The sequence below is a fragment of the Candidatus Poriferisocius sp. genome (genome assembly GCF_965204015.1).
In the GTDB taxonomy this organism is placed as follows: Bacteria; Actinomycetota; Acidimicrobiia; order Acidimicrobiales; family Bin134; genus Poriferisocius.
In genome coordinates, this window is record NZ_OZ241965.1 from 1159561 (window position 1) to 1181244 (window position 21684).

General features: G+C 65.4%; 19 protein-coding genes. 3 read left to right on the forward strand and 16 right to left on the reverse strand.

Annotated features, from left to right (window positions below):
* Window positions 1–2: 2 nt before the first annotated feature.
* Genes ACOGJC_RS05310 through ACOGJC_RS05325 form a run of 4 tightly spaced genes read right to left on the reverse strand, consistent with a single transcriptional unit; the run spans window position 3 to window position 4302 of the window.
* Window positions 3–2132 carry a heavy metal translocating P-type ATPase gene (locus ACOGJC_RS05310; RefSeq protein WP_419847471.1) on the reverse strand — a complete coding sequence of 710 codons (2130 nt, stop codon included), beginning with the start codon at window positions 2130–2132 and terminating at the stop codon, window positions 3–5.
* A 29-nt stretch (window positions 2133–2161) separates the two neighbouring features.
* The gene (gene mce, locus ACOGJC_RS05315; protein ID WP_419847472.1) at window positions 2162–2563 is read right to left on the reverse strand and encodes a methylmalonyl-CoA epimerase; all 402 of its coding nucleotides are present in this window, start codon (window positions 2561–2563) and stop codon (window positions 2162–2164) included.
* A 55-nt stretch (window positions 2564–2618) separates the two neighbouring features.
* On the reverse strand, window positions 2619–3026 hold the full coding sequence (locus ACOGJC_RS05320) for a hypothetical protein (RefSeq protein ID WP_419847473.1): 408 nt from the start codon (window positions 3024–3026) through the stop codon (window positions 2619–2621).
* 43 nt (window positions 3027–3069) lie between these two features.
* Window positions 3070–4302 carry an MFS transporter gene (locus tag ACOGJC_RS05325; RefSeq protein ID WP_419847474.1) on the reverse strand — a complete coding sequence of 411 codons (1233 nt, stop codon included), beginning with the start codon at window positions 4300–4302 and terminating at the stop codon, window positions 3070–3072.
* A gap of 37 nt (window positions 4303–4339) precedes the next feature.
* Here ACOGJC_RS05325 and ACOGJC_RS05330 point away from each other — a divergent pair, with 37 nt between their 5' ends.
* Complete coding sequence (locus tag ACOGJC_RS05330) at window positions 4340–5098, forward strand: enoyl-CoA hydratase-related protein (RefSeq protein WP_419847475.1); 759 nt, start codon at window positions 4340–4342, stop codon at window positions 5096–5098.
* Here ACOGJC_RS05330 and ACOGJC_RS05335 read toward each other — a convergent pair.
* From ACOGJC_RS05335 to ACOGJC_RS05390, 12 genes are all read right to left on the reverse strand, one after another.
* Window positions 5095–5661: a GNAT family N-acetyltransferase gene (locus ACOGJC_RS05335; RefSeq protein WP_419847476.1), complete on the reverse strand. Its 567-nt coding sequence runs from the start codon at window positions 5659–5661 to the stop codon at window positions 5095–5097. The genes ACOGJC_RS05330 and ACOGJC_RS05335 overlap by 4 nt on opposite strands.
* Window positions 5662–5764: 103 nt before the next feature.
* On the reverse strand, window positions 5765–6679 hold the full coding sequence (locus ACOGJC_RS05340; protein ID WP_419847477.1) for an exopolyphosphatase: 915 nt from the start codon (window positions 6677–6679) through the stop codon (window positions 5765–5767).
* A complete protein-coding gene (locus tag ACOGJC_RS05345) occupies window positions 6676–7179 on the reverse strand; it encodes a DUF501 domain-containing protein (RefSeq protein WP_419847478.1) in 504 nt (167 codons plus the stop codon). Before ACOGJC_RS05345 ends, ACOGJC_RS05340 begins: the two co-directional genes overlap by 4 nt.
* Window positions 7131–7784: an SRPBCC family protein gene (locus ACOGJC_RS05350; protein ID WP_419847479.1), complete on the reverse strand. Its 654-nt coding sequence runs from the start codon at window positions 7782–7784 to the stop codon at window positions 7131–7133. The genes ACOGJC_RS05345 and ACOGJC_RS05350 overlap by 49 nt, the downstream gene beginning before the upstream one ends.
* On the reverse strand, window positions 7775–8332 hold the full coding sequence (locus tag ACOGJC_RS05355) for a nucleotidyltransferase family protein (RefSeq protein WP_419847480.1): 558 nt from the start codon (window positions 8330–8332) through the stop codon (window positions 7775–7777). Before ACOGJC_RS05355 ends, ACOGJC_RS05350 begins: the two co-directional genes overlap by 10 nt.
* Window positions 8329–9636 carry a DUF3179 domain-containing protein gene (locus ACOGJC_RS05360; RefSeq protein WP_419847481.1) on the reverse strand — a complete coding sequence of 436 codons (1308 nt, stop codon included), beginning with the start codon at window positions 9634–9636 and terminating at the stop codon, window positions 8329–8331. The genes ACOGJC_RS05355 and ACOGJC_RS05360 overlap by 4 nt, the downstream gene beginning before the upstream one ends.
* Window positions 9633–10433 (reverse strand): XdhC family protein, encoded by an 801-nt coding sequence (locus ACOGJC_RS05365; protein ID WP_419847482.1) that lies wholly within the window; start codon window positions 10431–10433, stop codon window positions 9633–9635. Before ACOGJC_RS05365 ends, ACOGJC_RS05360 begins: the two co-directional genes overlap by 4 nt.
* Before the next feature lie 2 nt (window positions 10434–10435).
* Window positions 10436–10750 (reverse strand): XdhC family protein, encoded by a 315-nt coding sequence (locus tag ACOGJC_RS05370; RefSeq protein WP_419847483.1) that lies wholly within the window; start codon window positions 10748–10750, stop codon window positions 10436–10438.
* The gene (locus ACOGJC_RS05375; protein WP_419847484.1) at window positions 10747–11901 is read right to left on the reverse strand and encodes a vWA domain-containing protein; all 1155 of its coding nucleotides are present in this window, start codon (window positions 11899–11901) and stop codon (window positions 10747–10749) included. Before ACOGJC_RS05375 ends, ACOGJC_RS05370 begins: the two co-directional genes overlap by 4 nt.
* A 51-nt stretch (window positions 11902–11952) precedes the next feature.
* Window positions 11953–12867 (reverse strand): AAA family ATPase, encoded by a 915-nt coding sequence (locus ACOGJC_RS05380; RefSeq protein WP_419847485.1) that lies wholly within the window; start codon window positions 12865–12867, stop codon window positions 11953–11955.
* A 10-nt stretch (window positions 12868–12877) separates the two neighbouring features.
* Window positions 12878–13702, reverse strand: coding sequence for an FAD binding domain-containing protein (locus tag ACOGJC_RS05385; protein WP_419847486.1), 825 nt, complete (start codon window positions 13700–13702; stop codon window positions 12878–12880).
* On the reverse strand, window positions 13699–14160 hold the full coding sequence (locus ACOGJC_RS05390) for a (2Fe-2S)-binding protein (RefSeq protein ID WP_419847487.1): 462 nt from the start codon (window positions 14158–14160) through the stop codon (window positions 13699–13701). Before ACOGJC_RS05390 ends, ACOGJC_RS05385 begins: the two co-directional genes overlap by 4 nt.
* A 176-nt stretch (window positions 14161–14336) precedes the next feature.
* On the opposite strand from ACOGJC_RS05390, the gene drmD reads away from it, so the two are divergent.
* Both drmD and ACOGJC_RS05400 read left to right on the forward strand, forming a co-directional pair.
* Complete coding sequence (gene drmD / locus ACOGJC_RS05395) at window positions 14337–17540, forward strand: DISARM system SNF2-like helicase DrmD (RefSeq protein WP_419847488.1); 3204 nt, start codon at window positions 14337–14339, stop codon at window positions 17538–17540.
* The gene (locus ACOGJC_RS05400; protein ID WP_419847489.1) at window positions 17540–21676 is read left to right on the forward strand and encodes an Eco57I restriction-modification methylase domain-containing protein; all 4137 of its coding nucleotides are present in this window, start codon (window positions 17540–17542) and stop codon (window positions 21674–21676) included. Before drmD ends, ACOGJC_RS05400 begins: the two co-directional genes overlap by 1 nt.
* Window positions 21677–21684 lie beyond the last annotated feature (8 nt).

The window sequence follows — 21684 nt, forward strand, 5'->3', positions numbered from 1 at the left end:
AGCTAGGTCCGATTGAAGCGCCGCAGGCGGAGGCTGTTGGTGACCACGAATAACGAGGAGCCGACCATGGCCGCGGCAGCCACAATGGGCTCCAGCACCCCGGCGACGGCCAGGGGAATAGCCGCGATGTTGTAGACAAAGGCCCAGAAATAGTTGCCCCGGATGGTGTTCATGGTCCGGCGGCTAAGAGCGATGGCGTCGGCCACCACGCTCAGATCAGACGACATGATGGTGATGTCGGCGGCCTCGGCGGCCACGTCGGCCCCGGTGCCGATGGCGATGCCGATGTCGGCTTGGCTGAGGGCAGGGGCGTCGTTGATGCCGTCGCCCACCATGGCCACCCGGCGGCCCTCGGATTGGAGGCGGGCAATCTCGGCGGCCTTGCCGTCGGGTCCCACCCCGGCCACCACCCGGTCGATGCCCAACTCGTCGCCCGCGGCCTGGGCCCGGCGGGGATGATCGCCGGTCAACAAAACGGTGTCGAGTCCCAGGGACTTGAGCGCGGCCACCGCCGGCGGGGCGGAGGCCCGCAGCTGATCGTCCACGGTGATCACCGCTTCGGCCACCGAATTCCGGCCCACCAGGACAGCCACCCGGCCCATGGCCTCCACCTCGGCAGCGGCTCCGTCCACGGCCTCGGGCACCTGATCGAAGAGAGTCCGCTTGCCCACCCGGACCTCGCTGCCGTCCACCTTGGCGACCGCCCCGGTGCCGGGGTGATTCTCAAAGTCGGTTATCGACTGTCCGTTGTCAGCCGCCGATGCGATGGCCCGACCGATGGGGTGCTCCGAGCGGGACTCCACCGCGGCGGCCAAGGCCAGCAGCGCGTCGGGGTCGCGGCCGGGGGCGACAACTTCCACCACCTCCATGCGGGCCTCAGTGACGGTGCCGGTCTTGTCGAACACCACGGTGTCGAGCTGTCGGGTGTCCTCCAGCATCTCGCCGCCCTTGACGATGATCCCGAGCTGCGATCCCCGCCCGGTGCCCACCATCACCGCCAATGGCGTGGCCAGGCCCAGGGCGCAAGGACAGGCCACAATCAACACCGCCACCGCCGCGGTGAACGCTTCCGATGCCGGCTGGCCAGCGGCCAACCAGCCAATGAGCGTGCCCACTGCGATCACCACCGCGGCAGGCACGAACACCGCGGAGATCCGATCGGCCAAGCGCTGAATGCGGGTGCGGTTGGTCTGGGCCTGTTCCACCTGCCGCATGATCTGGGCCAGCACGGTGTCGGCCCCCACGCTGGTGGCCTCTACCACCAGCGATCCGTTGGCGTTGACCGAGGCCCCTAACACGGCATCGCCCGGCCCGACCTCCTCGGGAACCGGCTCGCCGGTGACCATGGAGATGTCCACCGCGGAGATGCCGTCGACCACCACACCGTCGGTGGCGATCCTCTCCCCCGGGCGCACCACGAATCTGGCGCCCACTTCGAGGCTGGCCACCGGCACGTCGGTTCCGTCCTCCAAACGGGCCACCGGGGCCACCAACACGGCCAGAGCCCGCAGAGCGTCCCCCGACCGGCGGCGGGCCCGTTCTTCCAGATGGCGGCCGAGCAGGATCAGTACCACAATCACCGCGCCGGTCTCGAAATAGAGGTGGCCGTCGCCGATCTGGGCGGCCAGCACCACCGTCGACCAGACCCACGCCGCCGCGGTGCCCACCGACACCAACGTGTCCATGGTGGCGGTCCGGTGCCGGAGCTGGGCCCACGCCCGACGGTGAAATCCCCAGCCCGACCCGAACACCACGCCAGCGGCCAACACCGCGGCCAGCCAGTCCGAGGCCTGAAAGCCCAGGTCGAAGGCCAAGGCGTCCACCATCGTCAGCAGTGCCACGAGGGCACCAAGCACCGCAGCGAGAATCAGACGGCGCGCCTGAGTGGGCTCCACTGAATGCCCATCGCTGAATCCTTCGGGCAAGCGGGCGCCGTAGCCAGCGGCAATGACCGCGCCCTGCAATGCGGCATCGTCGACGTCTTCGCGACAGGCCACCGAAGCCCGGCCCGAGGCGTAGTTCACCCGGGCCTCGACCACTCCCTCTACTTCGGTCAGGCTGCGCTCAATCTGCGCGACGCACGCCGAGCAGGTCATGCCGTCTACCAGGAGGGTCGTCCGGCGCATTGCCATGGGCTCAGTCTACGGAATGGGAGAAAAAACTATTCCTGGACCAGTTCGATGAGGGTGCCGAAGGCGCCTTTGGGGTGGATGAAGGCGACAGTGGTTCCCCGAGAACCGGGGCGGGGAGCGGAATCTATTGGGGTGGCCCCGGCGGCGACCATGGACTCCAGGACGGCGGCGCAGTCGTCCACTCGATAGCCGATGTGGTGGATCCCTTCGCCCCGCTTGGCCAGGAATTTGGCCACGGGCGAGTCCTCCCGGGTAGCTGCGGTGAGCTGGACATAGGAGTCGGCCACCTTGATCAGAGCCTCTTCTACACCGTCGCTTTCCACGATTTCGCGATGCGCCACGGAAGCCCCGAATGCCGTCTCATAAAACGAGATGGCCTGGTCCAAGTCGTGGACCGCGATGGCGACATGGTCGATTTCAGTGAGAAACATGGCTTGGTCAGTCTAGGCAGACCCCCGGCGGAATCTCGCTGTTCGAGCCCGCTGGTCAGGCCACGTCGCGCTGAGCGGATTCGCCTTCCAGAGCCTCCCAGAGCTGGTCGCGCAGGACTTCGGCGTCGATGCCGTCCATCCGGTTGGCCGCAACCACACCCTCGATCATGTCGGCCAATACCGATTCCCAGACACGGTTTCGAACCATCACCGAGACCGTCACCGAACCGTCGTCATGGCGGGCCAGCGTGCGCCGTCGGCCGACCTCCCGAGGCGGGCTGCGAAAGCTCGGCATGACCAGCTCTTGGCCTCGCACTGCCATCCCCAGCAGCCGGGCCGCTTCGGCAAAGGCCAGACACCGACCGGTGGTGCTCTCCTGATGGCGGTTCTCGCCGTGAATGACCCGCATTCCCTGGGTCGAATTCTCCCTGTCGCTTTTCTTGATTTCCTTGATTTCCCTCATGAACCCAGTATCCCGATAGGAGTGACAGTTTCTCCCTGGGGGGCTAATCCTGATCGAGAACCTTGGTGCGACCGCTCACCACCCACCACAGTGCGGTAGCGGCCAACAGCACCCCGGCTCCGCTCACCGCGATGCGGGGGCCGATCACGTCGGCCAGAAAACCCTGCAACTGGGCGCCGAGGGGCAGCCCGGCCAACAAGGTGATGAGGTATAAGGCCAAGACTTTGGCCCGCAACGCCTCCTCCACCTGAAGCTGGATCACGGTATTGAGGGTGGCGGCAGTAGCGATGTGCGATGCCCCCAGTACCGCCAGAGCCACCACCGCCAACCAGTAGTAGGGCGACACCGCGAATCCCAGCAGCGCGATGCCATAAATGGGCCAGCCGAATCCCACGAGACGGCTGCGGGGCACGCGACTTCCCCGGCCAGCCACGAAGGGAGTGTTGAGCATCGCCCCCACTCCGGTAGCCGCAGCCAAGATGCCGTAGTGGGTCTCCCCCACCTTGAATACGTCGTTGGCAAAGATCACCACCAGGTGAATGATTGGCTGGCCGAAGAAGGCGATCACCCCGGCAATCAGGATGGACAAGCGGATGCCGGGATGATCGGCGACGTAGCGCACTGCGGCCGCGGCATCTTTGAACACATTCGGTCTTTCGCCATCCGCGGGAGCCAGTCGGGGCACCTGGATGAGCACCAAGGCCAGAACCGCGGGCACATAGGTCAGCGAATTGGTGAAGAAGCACCAGCCAGGACCGCCGATCGCCAGCACGATCCCACCGATCATGGGACCGACCGCTCGGGAAGCGTTGAACTGGGCCGAGTTCAAGGTGACGGCGTTCAACAGAGCGCCGCGGGGTACCAGCTCGCTGACGAACGCCTGCCAAGCGGGAAGCTGGATGCCGTTCACACACCCGTTCACCACTCCGAGGGCAATGTAGGCCAGTGGCCGGTCGACACCGGCGGCCCACATGGCCGAGAACCCCAGCGCGATCAGCGCTTGGGCAGTGTTGGTGAACGTCAGCATGATCCGCCGGGGGAAGCGATCGGCCAGCGCCCCGCCCACCATCCCCAAGAACACCGCCGGCAGCGTCTGCATCATGGCGGCCAACCCCACCCATGTCCCGCTGTTTGTGAGGTCTTCGATAACGAAGGCCAGCGCGATCATCTGAATCCAGACACCGGAGTTGGAGATAAGGGCCCCGGATATGAACAGGCGGTAGTTCCGGTACGACAGCGCCTGTCGCGCGCGTCGAGGATTCCGGGAATCGGTCACTGCGCCAACTTAATCGCTGCACCCCTATTGTCATGGCATGGCCCTTGTGCTCTGCGAGATCGACGACGGCGTTGCCACCGTGACCCTCAACCACCCAGAGGTGCGAAATGCGGTCAGCCTGGAGATGAACGGGGAGCTCGACGCGGTGTTCGACCGCCTGGAGGCCGATGAGTCGGTGGGCGCGGTGGTGCTCACCGGCGCGCCCCCGGCGTTCTCGGCGGGCGCCAACTTGGACGAGCTGCTGGCCGCGGACGACCCCGGCAGCCTTAGCTCCATCTACGCCGGGTTCTTGCGGGTGGCCCACTGCCCGCTGCCCACGGTGGCCGCGGTCAACGGCGCCGCGGTCGGAGCGGGAATGAACTTCGCCCTGGCCTGCGACGTGATCGTGGCGGGGAGCAGCGCAATGTTCGAGAGTCGGTTCCTCCAGATCGCCATCCACCCCGGCGGGGGGCACACCTGGCGGCTGCGCAACATCTGCGACCGCCAGACGGCCATGGCCATGGCGGTGTTCGGCGAGCGGCTCGACGGGGAGCGGGCCGCCGAGATCGGACTGGCCTGGAAATGCGCGGATGACGATGGGCTGTTGGAGGAGGCCCGACGCATGGCTCGCCGCCCGGCGCGGGCCCCGCGAGGGCTCACCACGGCCATGAAGCAGACGGTTCTCGATATGGGGGGGATCACCGACAGTGCGGCCGCGGTGGCCCGAGAAGTCGAGCCGCAGGTGTGGTCGATGAAGCAGCCGGAGTTCAAACAGCGGGTGGCCGCCCTCAAGGAGGCCATCAGCAAGTCGAGCTAGCTCATCCAGCCGGCTACCAGTTCGGGACCCCGCTCCTGCCACTCCTCGGAGGTGATGGCGTAGCGAACGTGGTCTTCCCAACGACCGTTGATTTCCAGATAGCGAAGGGCAATGCCCTCGTCGCGGATTCCCAGCTTCTCCACCACCCGGCGGCTGGCCTGGTTGCGGGGGATGATGTTGATCTGAACCCGGTGCAACCCCAGATTCTCGAAGGCGTAGTCGAGCACCACCACCAACGCCTCTGGGGTGTACTCCTGGCCGGCATACCGGTAGTCGATCCAATACCCCACATGTCCGGTCTGGAACGGGCCCCGCTGCACCCCCGACAGGTTCATCTCCCCCACCAGACGGCCCTCGGCGAACACTCCGAATCCATAGCCTGCATCCATCTGCCGCTCCCGGTCACGGGCACTGCACCGAGCGGCAAAGGCCAACCGGTCTTCCACCACGTCGGGCTGGGAGCTGGGCGGAGTGGGCTCCCAGGGGGTGAGCCACTCCCGGTTCGCCCGCCGCACCGCCTGCCACTCCGCAAAGTCGCTCTCCATCAAAGGACGCAACTCCACCCGAGCACCCCGAAGAACCCGCCCCTCCCGATTACCCCGAATCCGAGACCAAGTCCGCACCACCCGCCAACCTAATCGCCCGACCCGCTCCCCTGCCGGGGGCTCAGTCCAACAAGCTCAACACCATCCCATCAAGGATGTCCGACTCCGACACCAAACAAGACTCAAACCCAAAATGCCGCATGATCTTCACCAAAACCGCCATGCCCCCAACGATTACATCGACCCTGCCCGGCTCCAGCCCCGGATTGAAGGCCCGATCAGCCCGAGACTCAGTGGCCAACGTCCGAAACACATCCTCGGCCGCCGCTTTGGTCAGCTCGAAGTGGTGGATCTTATCCCGGTCGTAGGCGTGCAGCCCCTGCTCAACGGCCGCCGCGGTTGAAATCGTGCCCGCCAGCCCGACGAATGTCCGGGCCTGGCGGGCGGCGGGCATCTCCCGGTCGACGTCGTCGAGATGGGCGCCGGTCACCGAGATGCAGGCGTGCAGCTCCTCGGGCTCGGGCGGGTCGCTGTGGAGGTACTTCTCGGTGAGCCGCACACAGCCCACATCCAACGACATGGCCGCCTCGCAAACGGTGGTGCCCACGCACAGCTCGGTGGAGCCCCCGCCCAAGTCGACCACCAGAAACGGCCCCAGGTCCGGATCGAGGTCGGCGGTGGCCCCTCGGAACGACAGCTGCCCCTCGGCCAGCCCGCTCAACAACTCGGGACGAGTGCCCACCACCGCCTCGGCGGCGTCGAATAGCTCATCGCGGTTGGCCGCATCCCGGGCCGCCGAGGTAGCGGTGATCCGCACGGCCTCCACCCCGAGACGATCCATCACCTCCCGGTAGCGTCGCAGGCAGTCCACCGTGCGGTCGATGGCACCCGGGGCCAAACTCCCGGTCTGATCCACCCCTTCTCCGAGGCGGGTAATGGTCATCAGCCGGTCCAGCGTCTCGGTGCCGCCCCGGCTGACCAGCAAACGGGTGGAGTTCGTGCCGCAGTCGATGGCGGCCACAACCGAGGGGCTCACGTCGAATTCTCTGCGTCCAAGTGCTCGGCCACCCAGCGTCCCACCGGGTCGTCGCCCCCGGCCAAGTGCCAGGCATAGTGAGCGTGAAGACACTTGACACCCCGGCGAGTTCCGCCCACCCCAGCCGTTGGGCGATGTCCGGCATGGCCGTCGGGAATGGCGGCGTCCCGCTCATCCGCGTAGCGGCGGTGGGCGTCGGCCAGATCGTTGGGATCGACCGCGGCTTCGGCCCGGCGCACTCCCCCAGCCGATTCCAGCCGGCTCACCCGCATCACGTCGTCGGGGCCCACCAACCAGTACCGGGTGGGCATGGGGGTGCCATCGTCCAGAATGGGGGCGTTTCGCAGCACCCGGGGGGTGCCGTCATCGGCTCTGACCACTACTTCGTAGGAACCTCGGGGCGCGCGGCCCAACAGGGCCTCGACCTGCTCGTCGTCGCCTTGATTCAGGGTCAGCCCTTCTTTTTCTTCTTCCTCTTGAAGATCCTGCGGATGATCCACAGCGCAGCAATGACCCCGGCGATAGGTCCAAACCTCTTGGCTACCGGTGGCGCGGCGACATCCAGCAGATCTACCGCTTCGGGCTCAGGGCTGGATACGGATCGAACTTCTGAATCGTCGGCGGAAGCGTCCGACCCAGAGGAAGCATCATCTGAGGAGGAGTCTGAAAGCATGGACTCTAGATTACCGGCGAATTGGTCCATGATCTTTGCGCTTACATCGGGAATGAGATTGCGGCCAATCTGAGCCACCTTGCCGGTGATCTTGAGGTCGGTGGTAACCCCGACTTTGGTCCGGTCATCGCCCAGGGCCTCGACCGTGGCGGTGATCGTTGCGCTGGCGTTTCCCTGCCCCCGGGTTTCGCGGCCTTCGGCCAAAATGACCACCTTCATGGCGTCCTGATCGCGTTCGGTGAACGTGGCCTTCCCCTTGTACTGGGCGTTGACCGGCCCGACCTTGACCTTGACCACACCCCGGTACTCTTCTCCCTCGATCTCGGTGAGCTGGGCACCGGGCAGACAGGGGGCGATCCGCTCTACATCATTGAATGCGGCCCAAACATCGTCGGCCGAGGCGTTCACTTCGATCTCGTTGCTCATTTCCATGCTTGCAAGTCCTCCAGGGTGTCAAAATCCACCGGTTCTCCGGGACAGGATACTTCCCTAACCTGCTCGGGCCGCATTTGCATCAGCATTCTGGCCCCCGCATCCCCGCTGGTGGGCAACAGCGGCCATACCGCCGCTCCCAGCTTCACCGGTGGGCTGCGGCGGCCCTGGTAGACGGCGGTCACCAAGTCGCCGTCGGCCTCGGCCACCGTCCGCCACGACTCCGAGCCCACCAGGGGCTGGTCGCCCAGCCCGATCACCACCGCGTCATGGCCGTCGTTCTCGGCCACGAACACCCCGGCCCGCAGCGAGGTGGCCTGGCCCAGCTCCCAAGAGTGGTTGTCCACCAGGATCACCCCGTCGGGGATCAGGTCGCGCAACTCCACCGCCCCGGTCACGATGTAGGTGGCATCGAAGCCGGCCTCCAGCGCGGCGCCGAGGGCGTGCTGAACCACGGTCAGCCCCCGAAACGGGGCCCGCAGCTTGTGGGTGTCGCCTCCGAACCTGGTTCCGGCACCCGCGGCCAACAAAACGGCGGCAATGGTCACGGACCGAAAACCTCGCCGTTGGGGTGGAACGCGGCCCAGGCGAACCAGAACTCGTTGGTGTGAACCACCGGGTCCAGCCGGGTCCCGGCCAGCTCGCCCTCCACTGCCTGGCCGAGCACGTTCCAGGTTGAACCGGTTTGCTCGTCGGTGAACCGCCCATCGCCGGTTGGGGCGAACTCCAAGGCCTCACCGTCGACTCGGCGGTCGAACGCGAGGGCAGACCCGATATCCGCCCCGCCTCCGGTGACGGAGGAATCCAGCGCATCGGCGGCGCCCGGCGACCACAGCACCACCACCGGAACCCCGGCCACGGTGTCGTTCACCGCTCCGTTGGCCTGCACCACGCTGAACGGGTAGGCCTTGTCATGGCCGTTTGCCGTGACCCCCACGGTGCGCTCCAGCGCGGGGTAGCGGTCGTCCAGAATGGTCGAATCGAAGAAGCCGGGGATCGGGGCCGACCGGGAGGTGTACCGCACATAGGGATTGCGGCCATAGCTGCTGGCCGGGCGGCCGGGCGGCGCCAGCACCATCCCGTTCGGATAGCCGGTTTTGAAATCGCCCCACGACACGATGGCCGACGGGATCACATCTAAGCGGTGACCGGCATAGGCGCCCACCAGGCCCTCGCCGCCGATCTGCTGCCACAGCGACTCGGAGGCATCGTCCCACATCACCAGGTCGCTATGGCGGAGCAAACCCGAGGTGCCAAACCGCAGGCGCTGGCCGTCGACCACCGGGTCGAACACCAAGGCGCTGTTGCACAGCGGGCAGTAGGTGACCAGCACCGGTCGACCCTCAATCTCGTCGTTGACGATCTCATGGACGATGAGCATGGCCAGCGGATAGAAGCGGGCCGTATCCCCCACCACCAGTAAAAGGCCGGGCTCTGGATCCGACCAGCCGGCCTCGGCTGCCGGGGCGAACTCGGGATCGTCGATGGGCGGGATGCGGTCGCGGATGGGAATCACCTGGATGCCGATGCGCAGCTCGTCGAGATCGATGGTGCGGGTGGACCAGTCGGTGGCCCAGTCGGCTGATACCCGGGCCAGATCACCGGTGGGCCCGTCACCGTCGGTGATCACCTGCGGGGTGGGCAAGGAGACGGCTTCGGGTGTTGAGGTGCCAGGGGCGGGATCAGCGGTTGCCGCGGTCGGCACGGCAGTGGGACCTGGAGCCTCGGTTACCTCGACGACTGCGGTGGCCGCAGGCGTCTCTGGAGCGGCTGTCGGGTCGGCCGACGGATCAGAGCTGCCACAAGACGAGAGCACCAGCGCCGCCGCAATCAGCGCGGCGAGCCGCTTCATCCGTCAGCCGGCGGGCGGTGGATGGGGCCTTCGCTGTCGCGCAGCGACGGTGCGCTGTGGCCAGTGCGGTTGGCGATGATCTCAGCGCACACCGAGATGGCGGTCTCCTCCGGGGTGCGGGAGCCGATGTCCAGCCCGATGGGGGCCATGAGCCGGTCGATCCCCTTCTCGTCCACGCCCACTTCGCGCAGCCGCTCCAGCCGGGTGGCATGGGTGCGGCGGCTGCCCATGACCCCGATGTAGCCCACATCGGTGGCCACTGCCCGCTGCACGGCGGGCACGTCGAACTTGGGGTCGTGGGTGAGGATGCACACCGCGTCGTGGGGGCCGAGGCGGTCGCCGTAGGTGTCGAACACCTCGTCGGGCCAGGCCACCATCACCCGGTCGGCCATGGGGAACCGCTTGACGGTGGCGAACACCGAGCGGGCATCGGCCACGATCACGTTGAACCCCAGCAGCTTGCCCGACCGGGCCAGCGCGGCGGTGAAGTCCACCGCTCCGAAGACGAGCATGATCGGCGGCGGTGAGAACGACTCAATGAACACCGACACGTCGGTCTCCCGAGCCTGCCCCTCGGCGCCGTAGTGGCGCACACCGGTGCGGCCGGCGGCCAGCTCGCCCACCGCGTCTCGGCTCACGATCCGGTCGAGTTCGGGGTGACCCAGGGTGCCGATGATGTCGCCGTCGGGCTCCACCACCAGCTTGGCGCCGGCATTGGGGCCCTCGATGACGGTGGCCAGCGCCACCGGCCGCTCGTCGACGATGGCGTCGCGCAGCCGTTCGTAGAGCTCGGCCACCGCTACCAGTCCAGTGGCTCGATAAACAGGTGGATGGTGCCTCCGCAGGTGAGCCCCACTGCGAAGGCCTCGTCGTCGCTGTAGCCGAAGCTGACCATGCGCCGCTCGCCGGTTTCGAGGATGTCGAGGGCCTCGCCCACCACCGCGCCCTCCACACAGCCTCCCGAAACCGATCCGATCACATCGCCGTTGTCGCTGACGGCCATGGCCGCGCCGGGGTCACGGGGGCCGGAGCCCTCCACGTTGACCACCCGGGCCAGCGCCACCCGTCGGCCCTCGGCCTTCCAAGCGTCCAGGTCGGCCAATATCTCTTTCATATTCCTGCTCCGATGATGGCGTTGGGCTGGGCGAAGTCCCGGTCGTCGGCCAGCACGTCGGCCAGGCGCTCCAGGGAATGCAGCGAATGGCCCTCGATGAAGTCGTCGACGTAGGGCAGGGCGGCGGCCATGCCTTGGGCCAGGGGCTGGTAGCCGGGGGTGGCCTTCAGCGGATTCACCCACACGAGTCTATGGGTCACCCGGTGCAATCGGGCCATCTGCTCGGCCATCACCTCGGGGCTGCCCCGGTCCCAGCCGTCGCTCAAGACGACCACCGTGGCCCCCCGGGCCATACCCCGGATACCCCACATCTCGTTGAACTCGGCCAGGGTGTCGCCCAGCCGGGTCCCGCCCGACCAGTCGCTCACCACCTCGGCCGCCGCGCCCAGCGCCCGATCAGGGTCGTGCGACGACAGCTCCCGGGTGATCCGGGTCAGCCGGGTGCCGATGGTGAACACCTCCACCCGGCGGCGCCCCACGACCGCGGCGTGAACGAAGCGGATGAGCGCCCGGGCGTAGGACTCCATCGACCCGGAAATGTCCAGCAACAGCACCACCCGGCGCAGCCGCTGGCCCGGTTCGGTGTACCAGCGGCGCACCGGCTCCCCGCCGCTGCGAATGGCGGCTCGCACCGTGCGCCGCAGTTCGGGGTGACCGGCAGTGCGGTGGGTGCGGCGTCGGCGGCGGGACCGGCGGGTGCCGCCGATGCGGGCCATGGCCGCCATGAGCCGGTGGGCCTCAGTGAGCTCCTCGTCGCTGTAGTCGGCGAAGTCCTTGTCGCGCAGCACCTCGTGACGGCTCCACCGCAGGGTGAGCGACGGGTCGGCCGCGTCGTCCTCACCTCCGTCGTCGTCGGCGTCGTCGTCGCCGTCGTCGTCAACCACCAGGGTGATGGGCTGGGTCACCTCCATGATCGGGGTGGCCACCAGCTGCTGCCCGCCGTAGTAGGCGTCGAAGATCTTGTCGTAGATCTCGATGTCGTCGGGCTCGGTGACCAGGGTGGCCCGGCCAGCCCAGTACACCGAGCTGCGCTGGTCCATGCCCACCGCACCGAGGGCCTGGTAGTAGTTCACCGACGACCCCACGGCCACGTCGACACCGGCGCCCCGCAGCGCATTGACGAAACCGACAGCGACTTCGTCAGCCTGCACGGGCGATGGCGAGCGTAGGGACCAGTGACGACATGGCCTGCTGGTCAGGACTCATCCGGCACGGGCGATGGCCTGTTCGATCAGACCGCCAATTCCCTGGTCAACCACCCGTTGCTGGTCTTCCCGGTACTTCAGCACCGAGCCCAGGCTGGCCTGGGTGATCTCCGGAGTCAGCTCGGCCGCCCCCAGGCGGCCCAGGGCCAGGCTCCAGTCGATGCTCTCGGCCACGCCGGGCGGCTTGTACAGGCCCAGCTCCCTGAACGCGGCCACCGCGGCGGCCACCTGGCGGGCCAGCAACTCGCTCACCCCGGGCGCCCGTCGCCCGATGATGGCCACCTCTCGCTCGAACTCGGGGTGCTCCACCCAGTGGTACAGACAGCGCCGCTTGAGGGCGTCGTGCACATCGCGGGTGCGGTTGGAAGTGATGATCACCCGGGGCGGAGTTGCCGCCGCGAACCGGCCGATCTCGGGCACGGTCACCGCATAGTCCGACAGGATCTCCAGCAGGAACGCCTCGAACTCGTCGTCGGCCCGGTCCACCTCGTCGATCAACAACACCGGGGGCGGGCCCTCGGTGCCGGCAATGGCCCGCAGCAGGGGGCGGCGAATGAGAAAGCGCTCGGAGTACAGCTCGTCTTCCAGGGCGTCGGCCGTTTCCCGAGTGGCGCCGCCGGTGGCCTCAGCCGTGCGCAGGTGCAAGAGCTGACGGGAATAGTCCCACTCGTATACCGCCTGGGCTACGTCGATGCCCTCGTAGCACTGGAGGCGGATCAGCTCGCCACCGGTCCAAGCGGCCAGGGCATTGGCGGTCTCGGTCTTGCCCACGCCGGGCTCGCCTTCGAGGAGCAAGGGGCGGTTCAGGGTCATAGCCAAGAACACGGCAGTGGCCAACCCCTCGTCGGCCAGATAGTCGCAGGTCTTTAGCCCATCGGCTACATCAGCGGCCGAGGAAGGCTGAGGGCCCAAAGGCTGGGCGTTAGCGTCCAGCGGCTTCGAGCGCCCGGCGGGTGAGCACCCGGGCGAGGTGCTCGCGGTACTCGGGTCCGGCGTTCAGGTCAGATGGCGGGTTGGTGCCCTCGGCCGCTGCTTCGGCAGCGTCGGAAGCCGATGCGCCTCCGGCTAGGGCAGCCTCCACACCAGCGGCCCGGACAGGAGTGCTGTCCATGTTCACCAAGCCCACGCCGGAGTTGCCGTTGGCCACGATGGCCGACACGCCCACGATGGCCCAGTCTTGGGCCCGGCGGTTGAACTTCTGGAAGCCCCAGGTGGCGTCGGGCATCTTCGGCACCCGGATCTCAGTGAGCAGCTCGTCGTCGCCCAGCGAGGTCTCCAGGAAGCCGGTGAAGAAGTCGTCGACCGCGATCTCCCGCTCGCCGCCCGGTCCCCGGGCTACCAGAGTGGCCCGCATGGCCAGCATCACCGACGGCAGGTCGGATGCGGGATCGCCGTGGGCGATGGAACCGCCGATGGTGCCCCGGTGGCGCACCTGGGGGTCGCCGACATGGCTGGTGGCCTCGGCCAACAGCCCGGCCTGCGACTGCACCAGTTCGCTGGTCTCCACGTCGCGGTGGCGGGTGAGGGCGCCGATGGCCAGGTGGTCGCCGGCGTCGTTGATGTAGCTGAGGTCGTCGAGGCGGCCGATGTCCACCAGCACCGCGGGGGTGGACAACCGCAGCTTCATCAGCGGCAAAAGCGAGTGGCCCCCGGCCAGCAGCTTGGCCTCGTCGCCGTGCTCGGCCAGCGCAGCCAGCGCCTCTTCGGCCGATCCGGCCCGGATGTAGTCGAATGCCGCAGGAATCATGACGAGGCCTCCGCGCAGTGCAAAACGGCTTTGACGATGTTGTGGTACCCGGTGCAGCGGCACAGGTTGCCCTCGAGCCCGATGCGAACTTCCCGCTCGGTGGGATCGGGGTTCTCATCCAGCAGCGAGACCGCGGCCATGACCATGCCCGGCGTGCAATAGCCGCACTGGAGGGCGTGGCACTGGCGGAACGACTCCTGCATGGGGTGCAGCACGTCGCCGTCGGCCAGCCCCTCGATGGTCAAGAGGTCTTGCCCGTCGGCCTGCACAGCCAGCATGGTGCAGGACTTCACCGACTCGCCGTTCACATGGATGGTGCAGGCACCGCACGAGGAGGTGTCGCACCCGATGTTGGTGCCGGTAAGGCCAACCACGTCGCGGATGTAGTGAACCAGCAGCGTTCGCGGCTCCACGTCATGCGAGTGACTGTCCCCATTAATGGTGACCGTTACTTCCACGGCATCTCCCTAATCGTCTTCCGGGTCCGCGAGGAAATCTAGTACACCCACCCCCCCTCAGGTCACCCCGTACGCCAAGCCATGCCTGCAACTACTTGATGACCGAACACGCGGTCTAGATCACGCACTAGACATTATGGGTCGGACCACCCAAACACAGGAGCCTGTGGCCCGCCATGACGGTGATTGAACAACAGACGGGGGTAGGACTGCCAGAGCAAGGAAACCTGGTGCGAGTACGCGACCGGTTCTGGGTGGTGGAGTCGGTAATTCCCTCCCGGCTGCTCCCCACTACCGGAAGCGGCGACAGAACGACAGCGCACAACGCAGTGCGGTTGGTGCCTGTGGACGACAAGGGCAGCCCCGATCCTCTTACCGTGTACTGGGAACTCGAGCCCGGTACGGAGATTCGACCTCAAGCCTCACTGCCCGACCCTGCCGACGGCCTCGACGACAGCGATACCTTCGGCGCGTTCCTAGATGCCGCCCGCTGGGGCGCGGTGGCCGCTGCTGACCCGACCGCGTTCCAGTCGCCTTTCCGAGCGGGAATCGACATCAAGGACTACCAGTTGCTGCCGCTGGTGAAGGCGCTGGCCATGCCCCGAGTCAGCCTATTGATCGCCGACGATGTGGGCCTAGGAAAAACCATCGAGGCTGGCCTCATCGCCGAGGAGCTCGTGTTGCGTGGCCAGGCCCGCAAGATCATGGTGGTTTGCCCGCCCAGCCTTTGCGGGAAGTGGCAGCGGGAGATGCGAGACAAGTTTGGCCTGGCATTTGAGGTGGTCAACAGGGAGTACGTCAGCAAACTCCGCCGAGAGCGGGGCGTCGGCGTCAACCCGTTCCGATCGCATCCCCGGCTCATCGTGTCGTTGGAGTGGCTGAAGCTAGAACCTCAACTCCGCCGATTCGACGAGTTCCTCCCGCCCGACTCCAATACCTACCCCCGAGCCTTCGACCTACTCATCGTGGACGAGGCACATTTGATCGCCCCCGCTGCGGTAGGCAACTACGCCCAACCGTCCCTACGCACTGCGGCGCTGCGGAAGCTGGCCCCCCACTTCGAGCACCGGCTGTTCCTCACCGCCACCCCGCACAACGGATACCGCAACTCCTTCGAGTCGCTGATGGAGACACTCGACCCCAACCGCTTCGCCACCGGGGTACCGGTGTCAGACGGGGACCGCGATGCAGTGATGGTGCGGCGCCTGAAGTCACACCTGCGAGAACTGCTGGACGAAGACCAGGCCGACTTTCCTACTCGGAATATCCAAGCCATCGAAGTCGCCTTCGGCGACGCTGAGCGGGAGATGTTCAAACTGTTGGATGAGTATGCCGCCGCCCGTCGGTCCACCGCTTCCACTCCCGCCGAGCAAGCCGCTGCCCGGTTCATCACCCTTCTGCTGAAGAAGCGGCTGCTGTCGTCGCCCGCGGCATTCAAGCTCACCCTCGACCGGCACATCAAGACCCTGGACGAGGCCTCCTCGCGAGCCGCCTCAGTCGAGGCGGTGGAAGAGGCCGCCGCCACATTGGACGCGGAGGTGGACGACGACGCCACGCTGGAGGAATTGGAGCAAGAGGCGCTTGATATTGCCGCAACCGCCCTGCCCGATACCGAGATTCGCGACCAGGAGCTACTGGCCCGGCTGCGGGCCCGAACGCTGCCTTACGGATCGCCAAGGCAGATACTGGACAAGCTGAGCCAGCATGCCGACCGCAATTGGCGGCGTCCCGACGCCAAAACTCAGACGCTGATCGACTGGATCGCAGAGACCTGCTTCCCCGACGGCACCTGGAACAACGAGCGGGTCATCGTTTTCACCGAGTACCGCGCCACGCTCAACTATCTCCACGAGATGCTGACCACCCCCCACACCGACCGGCCGCCCATGCGCGACCGGGTGGAGGTGTTCCACGGCGGAACCGACCTGGACGACCGGGATCGGATCATCCGGGAGTTCAACTACGACCCCGAAGTCACCAAAGTGCGGGTGCTGCTAGCCACCGACGCCGCCTCCGAGGGGATCGACCTTCACGGCGCCTGCCATCGGCTGGTCCATGTCGAGGTCCCGTTCAACCCCAATCGAATGGAACAGCGCAACGGACGGGTTGACCGACACGGCCAGAAGTCTCCCCATGTTGACATCTTCCACTTCACCTCCCCTGCCAATGACGATGACTCAATCGGTTACGACCACGCTTTCTTGCTCCGGGTAGCCCAGAAGGTGGACGAGATACGCGACGACCTGGGCACCGTGTCATCGGTGTTAGCCGAGCGGATTGAGGCCCGGATGCTGCGCTCCGGTGATGACAGCCTCGACTTGGATGCCGTTCTAGCTGCCCGCCGGGACAGGGCCTTGACCGATCTGGCCAAGCTCAAGCGGGATTTCACCGAGCAGCTCGGCCAAGTCCGGCAACGTTACAGCGACAGCGTGGCCGAGTTGGAGCTGTCGCCCGAGAGCGTGGAGCGGGCCGTGCGGGTGGGGCTGCGGATATCCAATCAGCCCCAGCCCATTCCGAAAGTCCTACAGAGGCCCAACGGCCCCGCGACGGTGTTCAAGATACCCGACCTGTCAGGCACGTGGCCTGAGACGCTGGTCGGCCTCCACGATGAGGTAGCCGACCGGCGTCTTCCAGTCACGTTTGACGCCGAAATTGCCTCTGGGCGTGACGACATTGCCTATCTCCATTTGGGGCATCCACTGGTGGCCCGATGCCTGCGGACTTTGCGGTCTCAGGTGTGGGGTGCATCCGTGGACCGCTCCATCAATCGTGCCGCAATCCGCTACGCCGACGTGGACGAGGCAGTAGCCGTGGCCCACATTCGCATCGTGGTCAACGGCGCTGACGGCTCGACCCTGGACGAGGTCATCGAACCGGCCGCTGTTCGGGTGAGCGGTCGCCAAGGCCGGCTCAACGTGGGCGAGACCCAAGCGGTGGTGGCCGCGGGCCGCAGCGACACCCCGCCCCCTGGATATATCTCCAATAAGTACGTTGATCAGTGGGAACGAGTGAGGCCCGCATTGGAACAGGCTCTTGCCACCCGCGCCGAAGAAGTCCGCGCTCAGCGAGAACGGCGCCTGGATGCCAAGCGCGACCGGGAGGCCGCTCGGCTCCAAGGAACGTTGACCGACCTCAAGACCTCCATTCAGAGGCGACTTGACGAGCTGGAGTCCAGCCCCGACACCGAACAGCTCCGCCTGTTCGACGCTGAGGAGCGGGAGCAATTCGAGGCTGACATCGCCGCGCTTCGCCGTCGGATCGACCAGATCGACGACGACATTGCCACAGAGATCAAGAATCTTGAAGAACGCTACAGAGTGCGGGACATCCACTGGTTTCCGGTGGCGGTCGAGGTCGTCGTCCCGCTCGGAGAGGTGTGATGGCTGTTTCCCGGCAAGTCGCCATAACCCACGAAGACTGGCTGAATCTGTGCGACCCCGAACCACCCTGGTTCACCCTGCCGGTGATGAAGCGGGCTTTCCCAGAGGGGCTGCACCCGGTATCCAGCGCCATCAGAGCCGAGCACAAGGTCCGGTGGGACGAGGTTTGCGACTCCGACGACCGCACTGAATATGTCGACTGGCTGCTGCGGAACGTGCTGGGCTGGGTAGGTCACTACCGCACCGGCGACGACCTCCCAGAAGACTTGACCGCCGGGGTCGCCGAGCAGGGCGTAACGGTGGCACCCACCGGGGCGTATGTTCCCCCAGCTCCGGCACCCGTCGGTCTATTCGGCGACATCGACTCCGATCAATCCGAGCCTGCCCCGCAAGTGCTGGTGTTCGTGCAGGCCGCGGGCACCGATCCGGCCAGTCGTCCCAGAGACGGCTGGTCCGCCAACCACATCCAGAGGGCGGCCAAATGCTGTCGCCACTTCAAGGTTCCATTAGCCCTGGTCACCGACGGCGACCACCTCACGCTGGTCCACGCCAGCCCAGACCATGCCACCGGCTGGGGCACATGGCGGGCATCGGTGTTCGCCACCGAGCCGGTGCTGCTGGACTCCTTCTCAACAATGCTGGGGGCTCGCCGTTTCACCGCGGTGACTGAAGACGACAGCCCATCTGCCCTTTTGGCCAAATCGGTTGGATCGCAAGCGGAGGTGACCGATCAGCTCGGCTTCCAAGTCCGCCGAGCAGTCGAACTGCTGGTGAGCGCCATCTCCCGAGCCGACCGCAGCCGAAACGGCACCCTGCTGACCGATGTCGAGCCGGAACAGGTGTACGAGGCCGCGGTCACCGTGGTGATGCGGTTAGTGATCTTGCTGGTGGCCGAGGAGAACGACCTGCTGCCCACCGATGACGAGCAGTACCGCCAGCTCTACGCCGTCCACACCCTGCACGAGAGCTTGCAACGCGAGCAGGGCGAGAACCCCGAGGCCATGGAGGCCCGGCACTCGGCCTGGCACCGGCTGCTGTCCACCGCTCGGGCAGTACATTCCGGAGTCCAGCACCATCACCTGTCGGTTCCGGCATATGGCAGCTCCTTGTTCGACCCCGACCGATTCGGATTCTTGGAAGGTCGAACTCCTGGCCAGAGCTGGCGCGAGAGCACCGGCAATCCCATCGAAGTCACCGACTCCGATGTGCTCGCCATCCTCAATGCTCTCCTGATGCTGCGGTTCCGCTCTGCCTCCAGCGGCACCGACACTCGCCGCCTGTCCTACCGCCAAGTAGAGGTGGAGCAGGTGGGCCACGTCTACGAAAAGCTGCTGGACCACAGCGTTCTGGTGGCCGACAGCCCGGTGCTGGGCTGCGAGGGCAGGCGGGGCGACGAACCAGAGGTGCCCCTGCGCGACTTGGAGGAAGCCCAGATGGACAGCGAAGACGCGCTGCTCGCGTTCCTCACCGACAAGAATGGCAGCAACGGTCACTACGTGGGAACCCGCGCCCAAGTCAAGAAGATGCTGCAAGATGACGCTCCCGCCTCTCGGCTGGCCGAGCTGCGGGCGGCCTGCGGCGGTGATGCCGATCTGGTGGAGAGAATCAAGCCGTTCGCCAACCTGTTGCGGCTCGACCTGCGGGACCGCCCGGTGGTGTTCCTGCCCGGTGCGGTGTATGTGACTGAGACCGGAAGCAACCGGGCTTCTGGCACGGCCTACACCACCAGGGAGCTAGCCGAAGAAGTGGCCAAGTACGCCCTTCAGCCGCTGTGCTACTCCCCCGGCCCCCAAGACACCAACGACGCCAATCAGTGGCGGCTGCGTTCCTCCCCAGAACTGCTGAAACTGAAGGTATGCGATCCCGCGGTGGGATCAGGGGCCATCCTGGTTGCTGCTTGCCGCTACTTGGCCGATCGGGTGGTTGAGGCGTGGGCCATCGAAGGTGACCCCCGAGCGGCTCAGCAAACCACCGCCGACGACCCCAACCGCCAAGCCGTAGTGGTTGATGCCCGACGACTGGTGGCTGAGCGGTGCTGCTACGGCGTGGACCGCAACCCGATGGCCGTAGAGATGGCCAAGCTCTCCATGTGGCTCACCACTCTGGCCAAAGACCGCCCGTTCACCTTCTTGGACCACGCCATCAAATCGGGAGACAGCCTTCTGGGGATCTGGGACTGGGATCAACTCCGCTACCTCCACATGGACCCTGACGCCGGCCGCCAGAGGGATCGCGCCTTCAGTTGGATGATTGGTGAACGCGACGCGCTGGAACTGTTGCAAGACCGACTGGATGAAGCCGCCCTTCTGCGGATGGAACTTCAGAGCCGTACCACCAACTCAATCGGAGACTTGGACCGCAAGGCTGACCAGAATGCCCGGAGTGAGCGGTTGCTCCATAGTTTGGGAGCCACAGCCGACCTGGTTGTCGGAGCGGCTTTGGCCTCGTCACAAGACCGCAACCCTTCCAATGCGTTGAATCAGATCATCGAAGCCGACCTGTCAGCGCTGCAAGACCTGCTAACTGCTCTTGACACCGCTGACGAACACTCCGCGCTCAAAGTCGCCCAGCAGCGGTCAATGACGCGACTTGACGCTGGAGGCCCTGAGGATGCCCCCAATCGACGGCCCCTTCACTGGCCCATCGCCTTCCCGGAGGTGTTTGCCGACAAAGGCCGATTCGACGCCATGGTCGGCAATCCACCTTTCATCGGCGGCCAACGCCTGTCGGGAGCTGCCGGCGGGGACTATCGAGAGCACCTCGTCAAATGGACAGCAGAGGGCGCCAAAGGCTCTGCCGACTTGGTCGCCTACTTCTTTCTCCATGCCGAAAAGGTCGGTCGATCACTGGGCTATCTGGCAACCAACACCATAGCCCAGGGCGATACCAGTGAGGTGGGTCTCGCTCAATTGATCGACCGAGGCTGGACAATTCACAGAGCGATGTCATCAACCCCATGGCCAGGCCATGCATCACTTGAGATCGCCAAACTCTGGATGTCAGTAGCAAGCTGGCATGGGGAGAAACATCTGGACGGCCGCTGGGTCGGTGGGGTTGACGAAATGCTCTATCCAGCCAGTCGGTCGAATTGGCGCAAGCAGCCACTGGCCGCAAACAAGGATCAATCATTTCAAGGGTCAATCGTGTTGGGGATGGGATTCACAATGAACCCTGAAGAGGCTCAAACGCTTATTGAGATGAATCCGCGCAACGATGAGGTTCTGTTCCCTTACCTAAATGGAGAAGATCTAAATCAATCACCCACTCACACAGCTTCTCGTTGGGTCATCAATTTTTTCGATTGGTCTGAAGAACATGCTCGAACCTACTCTGATTGCTTTGAAATAGTCGAAGAATACGTACGACCTGAACGAATAAAGTTACTGAACAAGAAATACGCTACAGCACAAAGACGAGGAACGTATTGGTGGCTATATGCTAGCGATTCAAGAACCTTGTACCAGACCATCGTTCAACTAGATCGTGTACTAGTTGTAGGGAGAGTCAGCAAGACGGTAATGCCAGTGTTCGTCCCAACTGGTCAGGTTTTTTCAGACCAAACTGTTGTCTTTGGCTATGACGGTTGGTTTCATCTCGGTGTACTGTCCAGTGGTTTCCACTTTCGCTGGGCCACTCGATACGCTTCATCACTCAGAACTGATACTCGCTACACCCCAACCGATGTATTCGAGACCCTTCCTCAACCGGACCCCTCAATTGCAATATCTGAAACCGCAGAAGCTCTTGATAACCACCGGCGTCCGCTCATGGCGGCCGAGCAGATCGGTCTGACGACGCTTTACAACCGGGTTCACGATCCTGATGACCGGGATCCGGCTATCGGAGAGATGCGTCGTCTGCACCGCAACATTGACTTCGCCGTGCGAGATGCCTATAGCTGGCATGACATCGAGCTTGACCACGGATTTCACGATGTCCGGGGCGCCGGACTTCGGTTCACGTTCGCCCCCGAAGCCGCCGACGAGATTCTAGAGCGACTACTGGAGCTCAACCGCGACCGCTTCCTCGCCGAAGTAGAAGCCGGACTCCACGGTAGGGCCATTGCCAACGACTTCGCACCCCTAGGCGGCCTCTTCCAAGACCTCAACACGGAGGATGAAGAGGCCACCGCATAGCCCGAGAG

Excerpts from the sequence above, each read along its gene's own strand:
- drmD (WP_419847488.1), top strand. The coding sequence starts at position 14,337 with ATGACGGTGATTGAACAACAGACGGGGGTAGGACTGCCAGAGCAAGGA.
- ACOGJC_RS05360 (WP_419847481.1), bottom strand. The coding sequence starts at position 9,636 with ATGAAGCGGCTCGCCGCGCTGATTGCGGCGGCGCTGGTGCTCTCGTCT.
- mce (WP_419847472.1), bottom strand. The coding sequence starts at position 2,563 with ATGTTTCTCACTGAAATCGACCATGTCGCCATCGCGGTCCACGACTTG.
- ACOGJC_RS05350 (WP_419847479.1), bottom strand. The coding sequence starts at position 7,784 with ATGGAAATGAGCAACGAGATCGAAGTGAACGCCTCGGCCGACGATGTT.
- ACOGJC_RS05385 (WP_419847486.1), bottom strand. The coding sequence starts at position 13,702 with ATGATTCCTGCGGCATTCGACTACATCCGGGCCGGATCGGCCGAAGAG.
- ACOGJC_RS05330 (WP_419847475.1), top strand. The coding sequence starts at position 4,340 with ATGGCCCTTGTGCTCTGCGAGATCGACGACGGCGTTGCCACCGTGACC.
- ACOGJC_RS05310 (WP_419847471.1), bottom strand. The coding sequence starts at position 2,132 with ATGGCAATGCGCCGGACGACCCTCCTGGTAGACGGCATGACCTGCTCG.
- ACOGJC_RS05320 (WP_419847473.1), bottom strand. The coding sequence starts at position 3,026 with ATGAGGGAAATCAAGGAAATCAAGAAAAGCGACAGGGAGAATTCGACC.
- ACOGJC_RS05400 (WP_419847489.1), top strand. The coding sequence starts at position 17,540 with ATGGCTGTTTCCCGGCAAGTCGCCATAACCCACGAAGACTGGCTGAAT.
- ACOGJC_RS05370 (WP_419847483.1), bottom strand. The coding sequence starts at position 10,750 with ATGAAAGAGATATTGGCCGACCTGGACGCTTGGAAGGCCGAGGGCCGA.